At 46.5% G+C, this 16,084-nt stretch carries 15 protein-coding genes and 5 tRNA genes; 8 read left to right on the plus strand and 12 right to left on the minus strand.

Annotated elements, in window-relative coordinates; all coding sequences use genetic code 11:
- Positions 1–59: 59 nt before the first annotated feature.
- The 3 genes from Q337_RS0107630 to Q337_RS0107640 all read right to left on the minus strand — a co-directional run bounded on the left by Q337_RS0107630 (position 60) and on the right by Q337_RS0107640 (position 2,822).
- Positions 60–1,295: a multidrug effflux MFS transporter gene (locus tag Q337_RS0107630; protein ID WP_026471099.1), complete on the minus strand. Its 1,236-nt coding sequence runs from the start codon at positions 1,293–1,295 to the stop codon at positions 60–62.
- 203 nt (positions 1,296–1,498) lie between these two features.
- Positions 1,499–2,212 (minus strand): type 1 glutamine amidotransferase, encoded by a 714-nt coding sequence (locus tag Q337_RS0107635; protein ID WP_026471100.1) that lies wholly within the window; start codon positions 2,210–2,212, stop codon positions 1,499–1,501.
- Between the two features lie 148 nt (positions 2,213–2,360).
- Positions 2,361–2,822 (minus strand): hypothetical protein, encoded by a 462-nt coding sequence (locus Q337_RS0107640; RefSeq protein ID WP_026471101.1) that lies wholly within the window; start codon positions 2,820–2,822, stop codon positions 2,361–2,363.
- 257 nt (positions 2,823–3,079) lie between these two features.
- Here Q337_RS0107640 and Q337_RS0107645 point away from each other — a divergent pair, with 257 nt between their 5' ends.
- Complete coding sequence (locus Q337_RS0107645; RefSeq protein ID WP_026471102.1) at positions 3,080–3,634, plus strand: SdpI family protein; 555 nt, start codon at positions 3,080–3,082, stop codon at positions 3,632–3,634.
- A gap of 240 nt (positions 3,635–3,874) precedes the next feature.
- Positions 3,875–6,496 (plus strand): PepSY domain-containing protein, encoded by a 2,622-nt coding sequence (locus tag Q337_RS0107650; protein WP_026471103.1) that lies wholly within the window; start codon positions 3,875–3,877, stop codon positions 6,494–6,496.
- A 60-nt stretch (positions 6,497–6,556) separates the two neighbouring features.
- Here the strand turns inward: Q337_RS0107650 and Q337_RS0107655 are convergent, their stop codons facing one another.
- Positions 6,557–7,264, minus strand: coding sequence for a Crp/Fnr family transcriptional regulator (locus tag Q337_RS0107655; protein WP_228133095.1), 708 nt, complete (start codon positions 7,262–7,264; stop codon positions 6,557–6,559).
- A gap of 139 nt (positions 7,265–7,403) precedes the next feature.
- Between Q337_RS0107655 and Q337_RS0107660 the strand changes: the two genes are divergently transcribed.
- Positions 7,404–7,721, plus strand: a complete 318-nt coding sequence (locus tag Q337_RS0107660; protein WP_051526654.1) for an Mpo1-like protein — start codon at positions 7,404–7,406, stop codon at positions 7,719–7,721.
- Positions 7,722–7,928: 207 nt separating this feature from the next.
- A complete protein-coding gene (locus Q337_RS18615) occupies positions 7,929–8,108 on the plus strand; it encodes a hypothetical protein (protein WP_084494751.1) in 180 nt (59 codons plus the stop codon).
- Between the two features lie 100 nt (positions 8,109–8,208).
- Here the strand turns inward: Q337_RS18615 and Q337_RS0107665 are convergent, their stop codons facing one another.
- From Q337_RS0107665 to Q337_RS17110, 7 genes are all read right to left on the minus strand, one after another.
- Positions 8,209–8,628 carry a DUF4124 domain-containing protein gene (locus Q337_RS0107665; protein ID WP_169733748.1) on the minus strand — a complete coding sequence of 140 codons (420 nt, stop codon included), beginning with the start codon at positions 8,626–8,628 and terminating at the stop codon, positions 8,209–8,211.
- A gap of 233 nt (positions 8,629–8,861) precedes the next feature.
- A tRNA-Val gene (locus Q337_RS0107670) sits at positions 8,862–8,937 on the minus strand.
- Between the two features lie 139 nt (positions 8,938–9,076).
- Positions 9,077–9,153, minus strand: a tRNA-Asp gene (locus tag Q337_RS0107675).
- A 111-nt stretch (positions 9,154–9,264) separates the two neighbouring features.
- Positions 9,265–9,341, minus strand: a tRNA-Asp gene (locus Q337_RS0107680).
- 31 nt (positions 9,342–9,372) lie between these two features.
- A tRNA-Val gene (locus tag Q337_RS0107685) sits at positions 9,373–9,448 on the minus strand.
- A 229-nt stretch (positions 9,449–9,677) separates the two neighbouring features.
- A complete protein-coding gene (locus Q337_RS0107690) occupies positions 9,678–10,220 on the minus strand; it encodes a L,D-transpeptidase (RefSeq protein WP_034279683.1) in 543 nt (180 codons plus the stop codon).
- A 257-nt stretch (positions 10,221–10,477) separates the two neighbouring features.
- A complete protein-coding gene (locus tag Q337_RS17110) occupies positions 10,478–10,915 on the minus strand; it encodes a YbaN family protein (protein ID WP_051526656.1) in 438 nt (145 codons plus the stop codon).
- A gap of 355 nt (positions 10,916–11,270) precedes the next feature.
- Between Q337_RS17110 and argG the strand changes: the two genes are divergently transcribed.
- Positions 11,271–12,611 (plus strand): argininosuccinate synthase, encoded by a 1,341-nt coding sequence (argG, locus tag Q337_RS0107700; protein WP_026471108.1) that lies wholly within the window; start codon positions 11,271–11,273, stop codon positions 12,609–12,611.
- Between the two features lie 67 nt (positions 12,612–12,678).
- On the opposite strand, the gene Q337_RS0107705 is transcribed toward argG, so the two are convergent.
- On the minus strand, positions 12,679–13,935 hold the full coding sequence (locus Q337_RS0107705) for a GGDEF domain-containing protein (RefSeq protein ID WP_026471109.1): 1,257 nt from the start codon (positions 13,933–13,935) through the stop codon (positions 12,679–12,681).
- 182 nt (positions 13,936–14,117) lie between these two features.
- On the opposite strand from Q337_RS0107705, the gene pyrC reads away from it, so the two are divergent.
- The 3 genes from pyrC (at position 14,118) to Q337_RS0107720 (ending at position 15,901) form a co-directional block, all read left to right on the plus strand.
- Entirely contained in the window at positions 14,118–15,152 is a 1,035-nt protein-coding gene (gene pyrC / locus Q337_RS0107710) for a dihydroorotase (RefSeq protein ID WP_026471110.1), read from the plus strand.
- Positions 15,149–15,802, plus strand: a complete 654-nt coding sequence (rnt, locus tag Q337_RS0107715; RefSeq protein ID WP_026471111.1) for a ribonuclease T — start codon at positions 15,149–15,151, stop codon at positions 15,800–15,802. Before pyrC ends, rnt begins: the two co-directional genes overlap by 4 nt.
- A 23-nt stretch (positions 15,803–15,825) precedes the next feature.
- Positions 15,826–15,901, plus strand: a tRNA-Glu gene (locus tag Q337_RS0107720).
- The last annotated feature ends 183 nt before the right edge of the window (positions 15,902–16,084 follow it).

The following is a 16,084-nucleotide window of genomic DNA, read 5'->3' on the forward strand; positions in this document are numbered from 1 at the left end:
ATCGTTCCGTTAAATTCCAGTTGATGTTCCCTGACATATCTTCAGCGGGTACAATAATGCTAGGCGCCTGTGGGCGGGACTGGCGGCATGGCCCGACGCTCACGCCAGCGCAACACATACACGGCTGTCAGGCCTGCGCCAATTAATACCACCATGACAATGCTCATCGACAGTGATAAGGCATAGGGCAGCATATACAGCGCCAAGCCTGCCAATAGGCCAAAGCCAAACTGCAAGGCGCCCATCAGGGCGCTGGCCATACCCGCGCGCTGACCCTGCTCAGCCAGTGCAATAGCAGTGGCATTAGCGCCGGTTAAGCCAACACCAGACACTACAAAAAATAAGCCAAACATGCTGGTGGTGAGTGTGCTATGACCAGATAGCGCCAAGCACAACAGGAAAATCGCCCCGAAACTTTGCATGCTGGCACCAATGTGCAACAGGCGTAATACGCCCAGCCGCTTGACTAACCGGGCATTGAGTTGCGATAGCACAATCAGGCCAAAGGCATTAAAACCAAAGATCCAGGCAAAGTTCTGGGCTGATACCCCAAAGTGATCAATAAATAATTCTGAGGATGCGCTGATATAGGCAAACATGGCAGCACCGAGCAGGCCACCTGCCAGTGCGGGCGTGCGAAAACGATGGTCTTTTAGCAGCTCGGCATAAGTGCTTAATACCTGCCCGACAGTCAGCTTGCGCCGTGATTCAACAGGCAGGGTTTCATCAAAATAAAAATGAATGAGTAGCAAACAGGCCAGCCCACAGAGCAACAGCATGGCAAAAATTCCATGCCATCCTGTCCAGATGAGTAAGGCACTGCCCAGCATCGGTGCCAGAATGGGTGCAGCGCCCATCACCAGCATCAGCATGGAATAGGCCTGTGCCGACTCTGCCATGCTCAGGCGATCACGAATGGCAGCCCGTGCCATCACCACCCCCACACAGCCACCCAGCGCCTGAAAAAAACGTGCAATCAGCAGCACATCAATACTACTGGCCACGATACAAACCAGACTCGCCAATGCAAACAGGCTCAAGCCAAAATATAAGGGAATCTTGCGGCCAATGCGGTCACTCACCGGGCCATAAATCAACTGACCCAGTGCCAGTCCAAAAAAATAAGCCGGTAAGCTGTTGGCTACCTGTGCCGTTTCCACTGACAAATCTTTGGCCATTGCCGGCAATGCCGGTAAATACATATCAATGGACAGCGGCCCCAGTGCCGTAAGCAAGCCCAGAATCACAATCCAGCGTATGGAATAAGGACGTGTGGTAGAAGGCTGATTGAGCATAGTGGGCATACATCTAAAATAGTGATGGAAGCACCCTATTTTAATGGGACGAATCAATAATTAAGCTTCATTCTTGTTAATAGCGTTGTGTTATTGATCAAATTACGACTAAAGTTGCAGCACAACACGGATAAAATTTCAGCATTTTACTCTGATCCGTGTTGTAAGTTCCCAAGCTTAGGCAAATATAAATCACCTAGCCTTCAAATGGCTTGTGCCAGAAAATCCAGGACTTCCATCATTAGCCCATTGACGGCCTTACTGTATTGCGGGGTCAACGTCAGGATTTGGGCCGTATCCTGAATATAACGCTGATCTTTTGTGAGTTCCTCGGCCAGCTCATCGGCACAGTGCGCCACAATCTGCCCGGCTGTATCTGCTGTGGTTTCCAGATGAAACTGCAAACCAATCACATAATCCTGATACTGAAAAGCCTGATGCAGGCAACCTGCACTTTTCGCAAGATGGATGGCCCCGGCTGGCAAATCAAAAGCTTCACCATGCCAGTGAAAGACCGTGGCCTGTGCCGGAAATGCAAATGCCTGCTCTGGTAAACTGGGCATGGCCTCAACTGGAAACCAGCCAATTTCCTTCACTGTATTGCGATAAACCGTTGCACCAAGGCTATAGGCAATTAATTGCGCCCCCAGACAAATGCCCAGTACTGGCTTGCGGGCAGCAATCGCCTGCTGGATAAATATTTTTTCCTGTGCCAGCCACGGATATTCGGTCTGGTCATTCACGCTCATTGGCCCGCCCAGCACAATCAGCAGGTCGAATACTTCAATAGCAGGCAAGGTATGTTCATTAGCGGAAAAAAATCGGGTAAAACTTAAAGTGGCCTGTCTGGACTGAATCCATTCTTCAATACAGCCCAGCCCCTCAAATGCCACATGCTGCAAAACGTGAACACGCATTCCTACCCCTCCATAATAAAGATAACTGCAAGCACGCAGTTATCAGTGAATACCCAGTGTTATTATTGCTCAGGGCTTGGGCTGGGCAGGCTGTTCAGTAAAAACAGTTACTTATGTACATCAAGGGCTTCATCAGCATTGCTTTTGATTAACTGGGCCTGTTTTTGGCCGATAATCCAAAGCTATCTGTATTATTGGTAATATGTGCATGCATTTCAAAAGTTTGCTCGCGTTGCATCAGCCGTTGACCAAACCACAGCACTCCCGCCCAGATCACCCCATATGCAAAGAATGTCACCAGCCAGAATACCGTATGCTCCAGTGGACTTAACCATGCCATCTGGATGCAATATGCCAGCACCGCCAGACTCATGACACCACACACTACGCCAAGCGATGTATGATAAAATTTTAACACCACGCTGCTCAGCAGTACTGCATGTGCCAGTGCAGCCACCAATACCAGTCCGTATACCATGAGCATGTCCGGTTCCAGCTTATAAAACTGGTGAATGGCTGGTTGCAATGCCACTTTATATATAAACAGGCTCAAGCCTGCCAATGGAACAACAGCAACCATCCTCACCATGCGAATGAATTGATTCATCATATTTACTCCCCTGACCCATCCCTGATGCCACCAAAAGTCTTGTTTTTACCGACTGGCTTTTGTGAGTGGCACAATTTTCATTTTCATCCTGATAGATTATTTAATAGCACTTTCTGGTCAGTTTTAAAACTGTTTTCAACCTTGTTTTTTGCGGGAAACTCCGTTTTTTATACTTTGAATTCCTGTGACTGCCGACTTTAGATCAAACCACTTTTGGGCTACTATAGCTATATTCTGCAAAACAAAGATTTTTATTGATTATGTCCAAAAGCCTCTATCCCTATACGCTACAGCCGGTTCCGTTTGAGCTGTCTGAAGCTGAACAGCGCAGTGCCCAACTGGCGATCTGGCGTCGTACCAATACCATTAGCCAAAAAACCTGGATCATTCTAGGAGTTATTGTCGCGCTGGCCATTGTTGGACTGGTTTTTGTGAAGAATTACTCAACCATTCTTTTCTGGCTGATGCTGGTCGGTGTGGTGCTGTATCTACTCATTCGGCGCTTTGGCCTGGAATGGTATGTCAAGCGCAAACTAAGTGAAGAACTGGTTGAAGACATTAAAGGCATTAAAATGGGCGTGCAGCCACAGGGCCTCACCATGATCCAGCGCATGGGTGCACAGGAAGGTCGTGGCATGATTAGCTGGAAAGATGTCACTGAATGGCAGGATCATCCGGACTTTTTATTTTTAACGTTTAAGGTCAAAGGCCAGCAGGGTGCACATGTCTTACCCAAGCGCATGAATTCACAAAATTTCTCATTTGACACCATTCGCAAGCATTTAACCGAAACTGTTGGCCCGGCCAAGTAAGCCTTAATCCGGCTTATATTTGGTTTGTTATAACTTGTTGTTGCTGCACTTAAGCCGACTTCTATGTCGGCTTTTGTTTACGGATTTTCCAAAGATTTTAAACTCTTACACCGGTACTTAATATTTTTTAAAAAATAAATGAAAACTTTAATCATTCTCAGTTAAATTTTTCACTGACTCCGCTATAATTTGCCTAATTTTTAGGTTGCTGAATTCGTCGATGATTAGGTTTAAAAAGTTATGCTAAAAAAAATTCTATTCCAGTTGCACTGGTTTTTTGGAATTAGTGCAGGCCTGATTCTGGCTATTATGGGCGTAACCGGTGCCATTTATTCCTATGAAGAATCCATCACAAAAATCCTAAATCCTGACAGCTTTGTGGTACAGGCCCAACCGGGTACAGTGCTAAGCCCTGCCCAGCTTTATGCAGCCTATCAGCGCCAATATCCTGATCAGGCCATCAATGCCGTGACCGTAGCCGCTTCAAAAACCGAAGCTGCAAGTGTGAATGTGGCAGCGCCGGGTAGCCGCCGGGGCAAGACTTACAATGTCAATCCCTATACCGCCGAGCGCCTGCCAGAAGCCAGCAGTGAAGCATTCTTTCATTTTATTGAAGACCTGCACCGCCGCCTGACCATGGGGGAATTTGGCAAGCAGCTTACGGGTATTAGTACTCTTATCCTGATTTATTTTATTTTCAGTGGCCTGTATTTACGCTGGCCCAAGAAAAGCTCTGCCCGTGAATGGCTGGTGGTTAAAAAGAATTTAAAAGGCCGCAGCTTTTTGTGGAACCTGCATGCTGTTGTTGGCACCTGGGTACTGGTATTTTACCTGTTATTGGCATTAACGGGTTTAACCTGGTCTTATAACTGGTATCGCACTGCTGCTTATAACGTGATGGGTGTTGAACCACCAAAACCACAAGGCGGGCCAAGAGGGCCGGGAGCTGGCGAACAGCCCAAGCTCAATGTTGAACGTGCAATGCGTGCACCACAGGATGGCGTACCCGCCAATAGCCGGGGCAGCAAAGGACTCAAAGCGCCTGAAATAAATCCTGATCAGGCATTAAATCAGGGCTGGCAGGTGTTTAACCAGACTGTGAAAAGCTACTCTACAGCCACCTTCCGCCTGCCAGAAAAAGGCAATACGCTGGAAGTGTCTTTTGTAGATGCCGTGCCACAGCATGAGCGTGCGCGTAATACCTTAAAATATAATCTGGCCCAGCAAAAAATTGAGGAGCTTAGTTTTTATAAAGACAAAGCTCTGAATGAAAAAATCATGAGCAGTATTTTGCCAGTGCATCGGGGAAGCTTCTTTGGCCCAGTCTGGCAGTTCCTGACCATGCTGGCTGCCCTCAGTATGCCGCTGTTTTTTATTACAGGATGGATGCTGTATCTCAAGCGCCGCAAGCAAAAGAAACTCACCCTTGCCGCCCAGCAATTGTCACCGCTGACTGGAAATGGCCAGTCGCCGTGGCTAGTGATTTATGCCAGCCAGACTGGTTTTGCCGAACAAGTGGCATGGCGTACGGCCCAGAGCCTGCAACAGGCCAATATCCCTGCTCAGGTGATTAGCATGGATCAGCTTGGGATTGACCAGTTAAAAACTGCCACCACTGCCCTGTTTGTAGTAAGTACGTATGGACAAGGCGAACCACCGGATCACGCGCGTGGGTTTGCCAAAAAATATCTGGCGCAGCCTGCTGATTTAAGTCAGCTTAGCTATGCGGTATTGGCACTGGGTGACAAGGAATATCAGGCCACTTACTGCGCCTTTGGTAAGCAACTGGATCAATGGCTGGAGGATGGCAGTGCCAACCGTCTGTTTGACTGTATTGAAGTGAACTATGGCAGCAATATTGACCTTAATCGCTGGCATGATGCTTTAAGCAGCGTAACGCACACCCGCCTTGATAGCATGGTGATTACCAAGGTGTTTGATGAATGGCAACTGCAAAGCCGTGAAGTGCTTAATCCCGGTAGTCTAGGTGAACCGGCATTTGAAATCCGGCTGGTTGCCCAGCATGATGCCTTATGGAATGCCGGTGATATTGCAGAAATCCAGCCCGGTAACAGTGATGACATTATTACCGCCTTTTTGGCAAAGCATGAACTGCATGCAGAAAGTCAGGTACAACTTCATGGCAAACAGATGCCTCTGTTTAAAGCGCTGCGTTACTTAAACCTAGGTTTCAATGTAACAGCCAGCGTACCGCAAAAATTTGGAGTACAGGAATGGCTGGAACAACTTCAACCCCTTCCCTGGCGTGAATATTCCATTGCCTCTATTCCGCAAGATGGCTATTTAAGTCTGGTGGTGCGCCAGAACAAAATTGCTAATGGCCTAAATTTAGGACTAGGTTCTGGCTGGCTCACTGCCCATGCCGCGGTAGGCCAGAATATTTTGCTGCGTATCCGTAGTAATGAAAGCTTCCATGCGCCCGATGACAACCGTCCGGTTATTTTGATTGGCAATGGCACTGGTATTGCTGGTTTGATGAGCATTTTAAAATATCGTGCCCTGCATGGCTTTAACCGTAACTGGCTAATCTTTGGTGAACGCCAGCGTGAGCGCGACTATTTCTTTGCCCAGCAACTGGAGCAATGGCACATTAACCAGCATCTGCATACTCTGGATCTGGTATTTTCACGTGACCAGCCCGAACGCCGCTATGTGCAGCACTGCCTGCTGGCGCAAAAAGAACAGGTGCAGCAATGGGTAGAACAGGGCGCATCCATTTATGTCTGCGGCAGTATTGATGGCATGGCCCCAGCGGTAGATGAAGCCTTGATTCAGATTCTGGGCGACGCGACGCTGGAACAACTCACTTTAGCTGGCCGTTATCGCCGTGATGTTTATTAATAGACTTTAAAGCAAAACTTGAATGGAATTTTGTATAACACCTGTCCAAGCGACGGGCTTTTATATTTTCTGGCTGAGCTGTTTTAAGCCTGCTAAATCCAGAATTTCCACTTCCCGATAGTCCACCCGAATGAGTTGCTGCATTTCCAGCTGTTTTAAAATCTGGTTGGTGGTCTGGCGTGAAATTGCCAGCATACTGGCCAACTGCTCTTGCGGCAAATTCAGCACCCGGCGGCTGTTCTGGCTCAACTCGCCATAGCCTTCAGCAATTAAAATCAACCGACTCACCAAGCGTTTAAATGCCGGAAACAAGGCATTTTCCTCAAGGCTGGCAAAGGTAAAACGGATTTTCTGGGTGCTTAACTGCGCCATATAACGCCAACATAGCGGATTGTCCTGCAACATCTGCTCCAGCGCAGCAGGTGATATCCATAGTAGCTTGCTGGGCTTTTCGGCCACGGCATCATGGGTACGTGGCAAACCATCAATCAGCGCAATCTCGCCAAACCAGTTACAAGGTTCAATCACCGCCAGCAATGCTTCCTTGCCTTGCTCATTATGGCTATTAATCCGCAACGCCCCTTCCAGCACACAATACAGACCATCAAAGGCATCATTACGATAAAACAAATATTGCTGGGCTGTTAGATGTTTAATTCTGGCATGGCTTAATAACTGCTGCTGAACATACGCTGGCAATGAATGAAACCACTGGCCCTGCTGAAGCTGCTGCATCTCATGTGTACTGATATCAGGCGCTATGGTCATGTATTGTCTTGCCGGATTAAACCCATACTTTAATCATACGAAAGATTGCTGCCCAGTTAAAGATTGTCGCCTAGTTGATAGTGTCAACGATGGAGTGAGCGTAAGCTATCCAGTAAATAATCCGGATGGAGTATCAACCATGAAAATTACCCTCAATGCAGAATGGACCCGCCTGCTCAAAAGCTACAAGGCTGATCACCAGAATCCCCGTAACCAGTTTTGCCATAAAATTGGTATTCCCCTGATTGCAGCATCGCTACCTATCGGCGCCACTATCATTGGCCTGCCCCTTGCTGTGCCCATGTTCACTGTAGGCTGGGGTTTTCAGTTTGCAGGACATATTTTTGAAGGTAAAAAACCGGCTTTTGTGGATGACAAGCGTCAATTGCTTGTAGGACTGGTATGGTGGGGTCAAAAATCCGGTCTGGTTGATGTCAACACCACGGTTGAGGATTAAAGCAAATCATTGCTGTATTGAACACAGTACATAGTTATAAATCAGGAGACTTAGCATACTAATAAGTCTCCTGTTGATTAAAAAATAAGCTCTAATATTAATAGCAAACCTATTTTATTACTTACCAATGCTTCGCCTAATACAAAATTATTCATGATTAATAAAGCGTTTCTTTTATGCTATAGAAAACAATTATTGGAGAAAATTATGCTATCAAACATATTGAAAGTAATTAGTGCGGCTATTGCTACTGCTCTATTGGCAACAGGCTGTGCAGTACATACACCTGATGGCAGCGTCGTGATTGACCCTGATCGCACTTATGGTAGTCATCCTCATGATGGTAGATTTTGCCCACCTGGTCAGGCTAAAAAGGGCCGTTGTTAATTTTTATTTTTCAAAAGCTCCTCAATTCAGGAGCTTTTTATTATCTTGAAAGTTATTCATGATAAAACAATACAAATTACCCAAATTCATTCAAGACGTATTATTTACAGCCATTCATATTATGCGTCTGCGTTTCTACCATGGTTCGCGTGTCTTTATTGCAGGTCACAATGGCCGTACCATCATCCAGACAATACTTGAGTACTGACATATTTGCTGTTTGGGTATCAGACAATACCTTGTAGCCTTTTCTAACAAACATACTTTTCATAATGCCCTGAAACGCCAGACAGCGATCATACTCCATTGACATGGTTTCATTGGTTAAGCCGGATGAACTCATCACCTTCTGGGTTGAAGCATTTGCTGTCCCAGTTTTAGTTTTTGACGAGGCTCCTACAGCACAGGGCGCTTCCTGATAAATCGTGCCTTTACTGGTGGTACATTTATAAACACTACTGGCTTCGGCAGACTGAGCCAGCACTAACATAACCATAACCCCTAAAATATTTGTCTTCATATGAATTTCCATTTCTTTATTCAATTATTTAAATACTTTCAATAACGCAACAATAGCATATTGGGTTTCATCGTGACTCTTCCAGTAAGGCATTATTAAAAAGAATTTTAAGCTTTACTTTAGTTGCTTGAATGAACAAGTTTAAATTTAAAAAATCTAGATTTAATAGCATTGACCAAAAAACAAAAAACCGCACTAAAAAGCGCGGTTTCATTTTATTTCCAACAGAAATATGGTGGGCGTTGACGGACTCGAACCGCCGACCCGCTGCTTGTAAGGCAGCTGCTCTACCAACTGAGCTAAACGCCCTGAGATTTTTTAAAGCACTGCTTTAAAAAAGCGCAAGTCAAACGAACAACGTGAGTGCGTAGTCTATGCATCTACGCATCAGTCTGCCACTCAAAATTTTGAGCACAAGAAACAAATCTAAGATTTGCTTAAAAATAAATGGCGCAGCGGACGGGACTCGAACCCGCGACCCCCGGCGTGACAGGCCGGTATTCTAACCGACTGAACTACCGCTGCGTTATCGCAACCAATGGGGTAAACTGGTGCGTTTGAATGTTTACTTGCATTCAGTCAAGTGCTTGTTACAAGCATTGTCACTTGGGATAACGCCCTCTATTTCAGAGGAAATGGCGCAGCGGACGGGACTCGAACCCGCGACCCCCGGCGTGACAGGCCGGTATTCTAACCGACTGAACTACCGCTGCATCGCGTTATTTTTACATAACAACTTTAACATGGTGGGCGTTGACGGACTCGAACCGCCGACCCGCTGCTTGTAAGGCAGCTGCTCTACCAACTGAGCTAAACGCCCTGAGCGATGACAAAGCAAAACAACGTTTTGCCCGAGCGCAAGATTAAAGCTATCACAACACTATAAAGCCAGGCTTCATCGCGTTGTGGGGTGCATTATAGAGAATCTAGATAAGCTGTCAAACGCTTTTCCGCTTTTTTTGAAATTTTGCAGCTGATTGTCCAAAAATTGGCTCATCCGGCTTAAGTTGGTGAATATTTGATCTTTTTTAAGACGCTATATATCCAATTTACAAGCAATTTTTGCCTGATATGTTTTCGTTAAAAATTAAATTACGCAATGAATCATCAAGTTGCTCAAAAATATCCACCCGCGTTCCCACTTCTACCAGATCAAATAATTCAATGACATCGCTATTACGCATCCGGATACAGCCGTGAGAACGTGCAATGCCCATGGGCTCTGTGTCTGGCGTGCCGTGAATATAAATGTAGCGACTATGGCTATCGCAACCTGTCCCCTGATTAAACTGCGGTTCAATACCATACAGCCATAGAATCCGGCTTAAAATCCAGTCACGTTGCGGATATTGCTCCGCCAGTTCATTCGTATAAATTTCACCCGTTGGCACACGCCCGACAAACACACTATTGATGGGCTGTCCTGCGCCAATCTTGTCACTGACTACATGCTGGCCGCGCGGTGTGCAGCCGCTGCCTTCCTGCTCCCCCACCCCATTTAATGCCGTTGAAATGCTATAGCTGCGCTGAACTTCACCAAAAAAATGCAGTTGCTGGGTAGAGATATCCACCTGAATATAGGGCTTGGACATGGTGCTCAACTGTAAACCTGAATAACGATATAAGCTGCTACAGCCTAGCATGCAGTGAGGCTGATTTGGAGATTAAAGTTTTGAGTTTAAATTTTGCTAACAGTTTACTGATTTTTTTACTGGATGCGTATTCAACCCATTATCTTTATGCTCGATGATTATGATTCTTTTCCCTTGAGTACAGCTTTCTTAAGAGATTCATTGATGCAGCAATGTTTATAAATACCTCTTTTAATGTTGCACTTATGATTTTAAGTCTAAAGTTTTGGCGCTGGTGGCGTATCGTTATTGGGTTTGGCTGGAGTAAGCACCATGAGTTCACGCTTGGGTTCAGGGCGCGTCCACATCCACACGGCCACCATTAGCATCACAATATCGGTAAAAACCTTTACCCAGAACGGCGCGTTGGTAAGCCACATCAGGCTGCCACTGGTCAGCATCATGAGTGTCGCAATCACCTTGGCCTTGCGTGGAATGGTTTTATGCGCACGCCACTCACGAATCAGATGCCCATATTTAGGGTGACTGGTGAGCCAATGATCCAGTGCTGGCCAGCCTTTGGACGCTGCCCAAGCCGCCAGAATTAAAAAAACAGTGGTGGGCAAGCCCGGCAGCAATGCACCAATAAATGCCAGGATCAGAAAAATAATGACCAGACTGCGCCAGAATAAATTGTGCCAAAACGAAGTACGCATTTTTTACTGCTATTGAAACCCAAGGGATTAATGTCAAACTAAAACACTGATTTTGTACGCTCAAGTATAGTCTAATTTCAGCATAAGTTATTTTTGTCACCAGAACTGGCAAAAAACTACGCATCATTTTAACTGTGTCGATTCATTTTATGACTTGGTTAACTACAATCTGTATACACAGTTAGCGCTTTCTGTTGATAGTGGCCTAAAAGCACTTTGTCAGACTGCCTGGTGTTTAAGATTATTTTTCGTAAAAACAGTTGAATGAAAAGTGATATAATGCGGCCAATGGCCAATACAAACTCACCAAGACTACCCCAACGGGTGTCTTTTTTTTATGACGTTAGGATTCGCAATGTCTGATAATGCAACAATCTTGCAGAATGTACCAGTAGGCAAAAAAGTTGGTATTGCTTTCTCTGGTGGTCTGGATACTTCGGCAGCTTTATTGTGGATGAAGCAAAAAGGCGCAGAGCCGTATGCCTATACCGCAAATCTGGGTCAGCCTGATGAAGATGACTATGATGCCATTCCCAGAAAAGCAACCAGCTATGGTGCGGTCAAAGCACATCTGATTGATTGCCGCTTGCAACTGGCACTTGAAGGCATTGCTGCAATTCAGTGTGGTGCGTTCCACATCAGCACAGGTGGTGTACCTTATTTTAATACCACGCCACTGGGCCGCGCAGTAACTGGCACCATGCTGGTTACCGCCATGAAAGAAGATGACGTCAACATCTGGGGCGATGGCTCAACCTACAAAGGCAATGACATTGAGCGTTTTTACCGCTATGGCCTGCTGACCAATCCTAACCTGAAAATCTATAAACCATGGCTTGATCAGACTTTTATTGATGAGCTGGGTGGCCGCGCCGAGATGTCGCAGTTTTTGATCGACAACGGCTTTGACTACAAGATGTCAAAAGAAAAAGCCTACTCCACTGATTCCAACATGCTGGGTGCTACGCACGAAGCCAAAGATCTTGAGTACCTGAATGCAGGTATCAAGATTGTTGAGCCAATTATGGGCGTGGCGTTCTGGAAAGATGACGTGGTAATTAAGCCAGAACAAGTGACGGTGCGTTTTGAAGAAGGCATGCCAGTTGCCTTAAACGGCCAGACCTTTAGCAATCCGGTTGATCTGATTTTAGAAGCCAACCGTATTGGTGGCCGTCATGGTCTGGGCATGTCTGACCAGATTGAAAACCGCATTATTGAAGCAAAATCGCGCGGGATCTATGAAGCACCGGGCATGGCGCTATTGCACATTGCCTATGAGCGTCTGGTGACTGGCATCCATAACGAAGACACCATTGAGCAATACCGTATTAATGGCCTGCGTCTAGGCCGCTTGCTATATCAGGGCCGCTGGTTTGATTCGCAAGCGCTAATGCTGCGTGAAACTGCCCAGCGCTGGGTGGCCAAAGCCATTACCGGTGAGGTTACACTTGAACTACGCCGTGGTAATGACTACACCATCATGAACACCGAATCACCTAACCTGACCTATGAAGCTGAACGCCTCACCATGGAAAAAGGTGATTCCAAGTTCACACCAATGGATCGTATTGGCCAGCTCACCATGCGCAATCTGGATATTACTGATACACGTGCCAAGCTGGGCGTTTATACGCAGGCTGGCTTACTGTCGATTGGTCAGGGTTCTGCCATTCCGCAGCTTAAAAACAAGAAATAAGTTTTTTTATTGTGGTAATCACCCGCTTAAAGCTGGCCTTAGTTTTAGCTTTAAGCGGGTTTACTATTTATAGGCTTTCACCAAAGACCCGTACCAGATGACGACCATCTGATTTTGCCTGATATACTGCTGAATCAGCATGCGCAATCAACTGGGTTTCGGTCATATCAGCTTCACCAGACCAGGTGGCTACACCAATACTCAGGGTCAAATATTTACCAATCAGTGAAGCACTGTGTTCAACCTTTAGGTCATCGACAGCTTTCATAATATTATTGGCAACGACCTGTGCCCCACTGGACGGGGTATTTGGCAACAGCAGGATAAATTCCTCGCCGCCATACCGCGCTGCCATATCCGAGCTGCGGCGCATGTGATTTTTAAGTACCTGTGCCACTTTAACCAGTGCATCATCCCCTTTAAGATGACCATAGGTATCGTTGTAGTTTTTAAAGCAATCAATATCGACAAACACCAGTGACAATGGCTCACCGGAACGCTCTGCCCGATCCCACTCCGTATGGATGGCTTCATTAAAATAGCGGCGATTATACAAACTGGTCAGCGGGTCTTCATTGGACAGCCGGATCAGTTCATTGCTCATCAGTTTGGAGTGCAGCTTATCTAGCTCTAATAGGCGGGCTTGCAGAAAACTGATACGTTCCTTGCCAATAATGCTCTGGCTAACAAAAAATCCAATAAAATTACTGAAGATGACTGAATAAAAATACAGCATCGGATCAAATTTCTCTCCCATCAAGCACAGGATTGGCAATGGCAGCAATCCTGCGATCAGACAGGTAATCCATAAAATTAAAGGGCGAGTGCCAGTGAGAAAATAAATCAGCATGTAGACAAACACGACAATATACCCACCCTGCTGGGTTAGGCGAGGTTCTTCATACTGTACGGTTAGAAAACTGCTAAAGAAAATCCCAATAAAGCTGACCCCAATAATAAAACGCTGAAAATAGGGCGTTAAACCGGGAATACTGGCAATGACTGGCAGGGTTGCCAGACACACTGCACCATTTAAATACATGAGAAACCAGATCAGGATGTCATGCAGGCGATGCGACTCATCAGCAATTAAATAAATACTGGGAAAAGTGATTAACCCAACCACAAAATAAATAAGTACACCCAGCGTCGCAATATTGCGGATCATTTGCAGTGAGCGCTGGGCCAGTGATTGCCAGAACAGGGCCTCTAAACTTTCCGGAAAAGGGCGGCTAATCCGCCGGCGGTCTGCCAGCAGCTTGCGGATAAACTGATCCTCTTGAAGCATGTCCTCGGGCAAGGCAGCAGTAGCAGGTTTAATCACTTAAGCTCTCGTTGTCATACACGTTAATACTTTAGCCATCACATGTTCCCTATGTGAATTTTATATTTGAGCATTTATTCAAATATAGGTTCACACTATCAAGACTAGATATCTTCCTGCAAGTCATTCCGTCATTTCGATAATTGAATTATCATTGGGTTTTTAAGCAAAGATGTTGAACTTTGAATACTCTTACCATCACCCGTCCTGATGATTGGCATATTCATCTGCGTGACGGTGCTGCACTTGCGCATACGGTGCCAGCCGCTGCCCAGCATTTTAATCGACTGATTTGCATGCCAAATCTGGTGCCGCCAGTTCGCACCGTTGAGGAAGCAGCTGCCTACCGTGACCGAATTCTAGCCCATGCACCTCAAGGCAGTGCTTTTGATCCGCGCATGGTGCTGTACTTTACTGATGCAACTCCGGCCTCGGAAATTGCCAAAGCCAAAGCCACTGATTTCATGCAGGCTATCAAGCTGTATCCGGCAGGTGCCACCACCAACTCACAAAATGGCGTGAGTGATATTCGCAAAGTATATTCGGTGATTGAGCAGCTTGAGGAGCACCAGTTCCCGTTATTGCTGCACGGCGAAGTCACCCATAATCATGTGGATATTTTTGACCGTGAAAAACGTTTTCTGGATGAAGTACTTGCGCCCATGCTACGGCAGTTTCCCAAGCTCAAGCTGGTACTGGAGCATATTACCACCAGTGAAGCAGCGCACTTTGTATTGGAACAAGGCCGCAACGTGGCTGCAACCATTACGCCGCAACATCTTTTGTTTAACCGCAATCACATGCTGGTTGGTGGGATACGTCCACATTTTTATTGCCTGCCGATCCTAAAACGCCAAAAACATCAGACCGTCCTGCTGGAAGTAGCCACTAGCGGCAATCCCAAGTTCTTTCTGGGCACCGACAGTGCACCACATGCACAGGACAAAAAGGAAAATGCCTGTGGCTGTGCCGGTTGTTACACGGCGCCGATTGCCCTGCAACTGTATGCTGAAGCTTTTGAACAAGCGGGTCGTCTGGACAAACTGGAAGGTTTTGCCAGTCACTTTGGGGCAGATTTCTATGGCCTGCCGCGTAACACCGAAACCATTACCCTGATTAAACAGGATTATCAGGTGCCGGCTTCCTATCCGTACATGGATAATCAGGCGCTGGTGCCTTTACGTGCTGGTGAAACACTGCCGTGGAGTATTAAATGACCACGCTGCCGGATGGCCAGCCCATCATTGGCCAGCGCTTTCGCGGCTTTTTGCCGGTAGTGGTCGATGTTGAAACTGCTGGCTTTAATGCACAAACTGATGCCTTGCTGGAAATTGCCTGCATTCCCATCATTTATGATGAAGCAGGCCGGTTTATGCCGGGAGAAGCCCTGCATGCCCATCTACATCCGTTTGAGGGTGCACGGCTCGATCGTCGCTCACTGGATTTTACCGGCATTGACCCGTTTAACCCCATGCGCATGGCCATTGCAGAAGATGAAAAACTGGCACTAAAGCGCATTTTTAAACGCCTAACCGAAATTCGTCGTGAGCAAGGTTGCACCCATTGCATACTGGTTGGTCACAATGCGCACTTTGATCTGGGCTTTTTGCAAGCCGCAGTTGCACGCACAGGCACCAAGAACCAGACACCGTTTCATAGTTTTTCAGTACTGGATACTGTGACCTTAGGCGCTGTTGCCTATGGGCAAACTGTCCTGGCGCGTGCCTGCCGTGCTGCCAACATTGAGTTTGATGGCAAGGAAGCCCACTCTGCGCTGTATGACACGCAAAAAACGGCTGAACTGTTTTGTCATATTTTGAACAGTTGGCCGCAGATGCTGCTTGACACTACAGAGCAGAATCCCTAATATGTGCGCACGCCAAACGCCTCGTCCCTATCGTCTAGAGGCCTAGGACATCGCCCTTTCACGGCGGTAACCGGGGTTCGAATCCCCGTAGGGACGCCATATTCGATTTTGCTGTCTGTCAGGATGGCAAACTTGCAAAAAGCCCAGTCAATTATGATTGGGCTTTTTGCATTTTAGTGTTCCGGATTTTGATTTCAATTGCTAACTTTTTAGCTGCTGCATTTGGACAACTGACAGGTTTGTAACAAAACTATAATACGGCATGCAGCCTGAATCCCTACA

Source organism: Alkanindiges illinoisensis DSM 15370, assembly GCF_000619845.1.
Classification (GTDB): domain Bacteria; phylum Pseudomonadota; class Gammaproteobacteria; order Pseudomonadales; family Moraxellaceae; genus Alkanindiges; species Alkanindiges illinoisensis.

What these genes read in the sequence shown, in the direction of transcription:
- Q337_RS0107630 (WP_026471099.1), bottom strand. Translation starts at nt 1,295, where the DNA reads ATGCTCAATCAGCCTTCTACCACACGTCCTTATTCCATACGCTGGATT.
- Q337_RS0107635 (WP_026471100.1), bottom strand. Translation starts at nt 2,212, where the DNA reads ATGCGTGTTCACGTTTTGCAGCATGTGGCATTTGAGGGGCTGGGCTGT.
- Q337_RS0107640 (WP_026471101.1), bottom strand. Translation starts at nt 2,822, where the DNA reads ATGATGAATCAATTCATTCGCATGGTGAGGATGGTTGCTGTTGTTCCA.
- Q337_RS0107650 (WP_026471103.1), top strand. Translation starts at nt 3,875, where the DNA reads ATGCTAAAAAAAATTCTATTCCAGTTGCACTGGTTTTTTGGAATTAGT.
- Q337_RS0107655 (WP_228133095.1), bottom strand. Translation starts at nt 7,264, where the DNA reads ATGACCATAGCGCCTGATATCAGTACACATGAGATGCAGCAGCTTCAG.
- Q337_RS0107660 (WP_051526654.1), top strand. Translation starts at nt 7,404, where the DNA reads ATGAAAATTACCCTCAATGCAGAATGGACCCGCCTGCTCAAAAGCTAC.
- Q337_RS18615 (WP_084494751.1), top strand. Translation starts at nt 7,929, where the DNA reads ATGCTATCAAACATATTGAAAGTAATTAGTGCGGCTATTGCTACTGCT.
- Q337_RS0107665 (WP_169733748.1), bottom strand. Translation starts at nt 8,628, where the DNA reads ATGAAGACAAATATTTTAGGGGTTATGGTTATGTTAGTGCTGGCTCAG.
- Q337_RS0107690 (WP_034279683.1), bottom strand. Translation starts at nt 10,220, where the DNA reads ATGTCCAAGCCCTATATTCAGGTGGATATCTCTACCCAGCAACTGCAT.
- Q337_RS17110 (WP_051526656.1), bottom strand. Translation starts at nt 10,915, where the DNA reads ATGCGTACTTCGTTTTGGCACAATTTATTCTGGCGCAGTCTGGTCATT.
- argG (WP_026471108.1), top strand. Translation starts at nt 11,271, where the DNA reads ATGTCTGATAATGCAACAATCTTGCAGAATGTACCAGTAGGCAAAAAA.
- rnt (WP_026471111.1), top strand. Translation starts at nt 15,149, where the DNA reads ATGACCACGCTGCCGGATGGCCAGCCCATCATTGGCCAGCGCTTTCGC.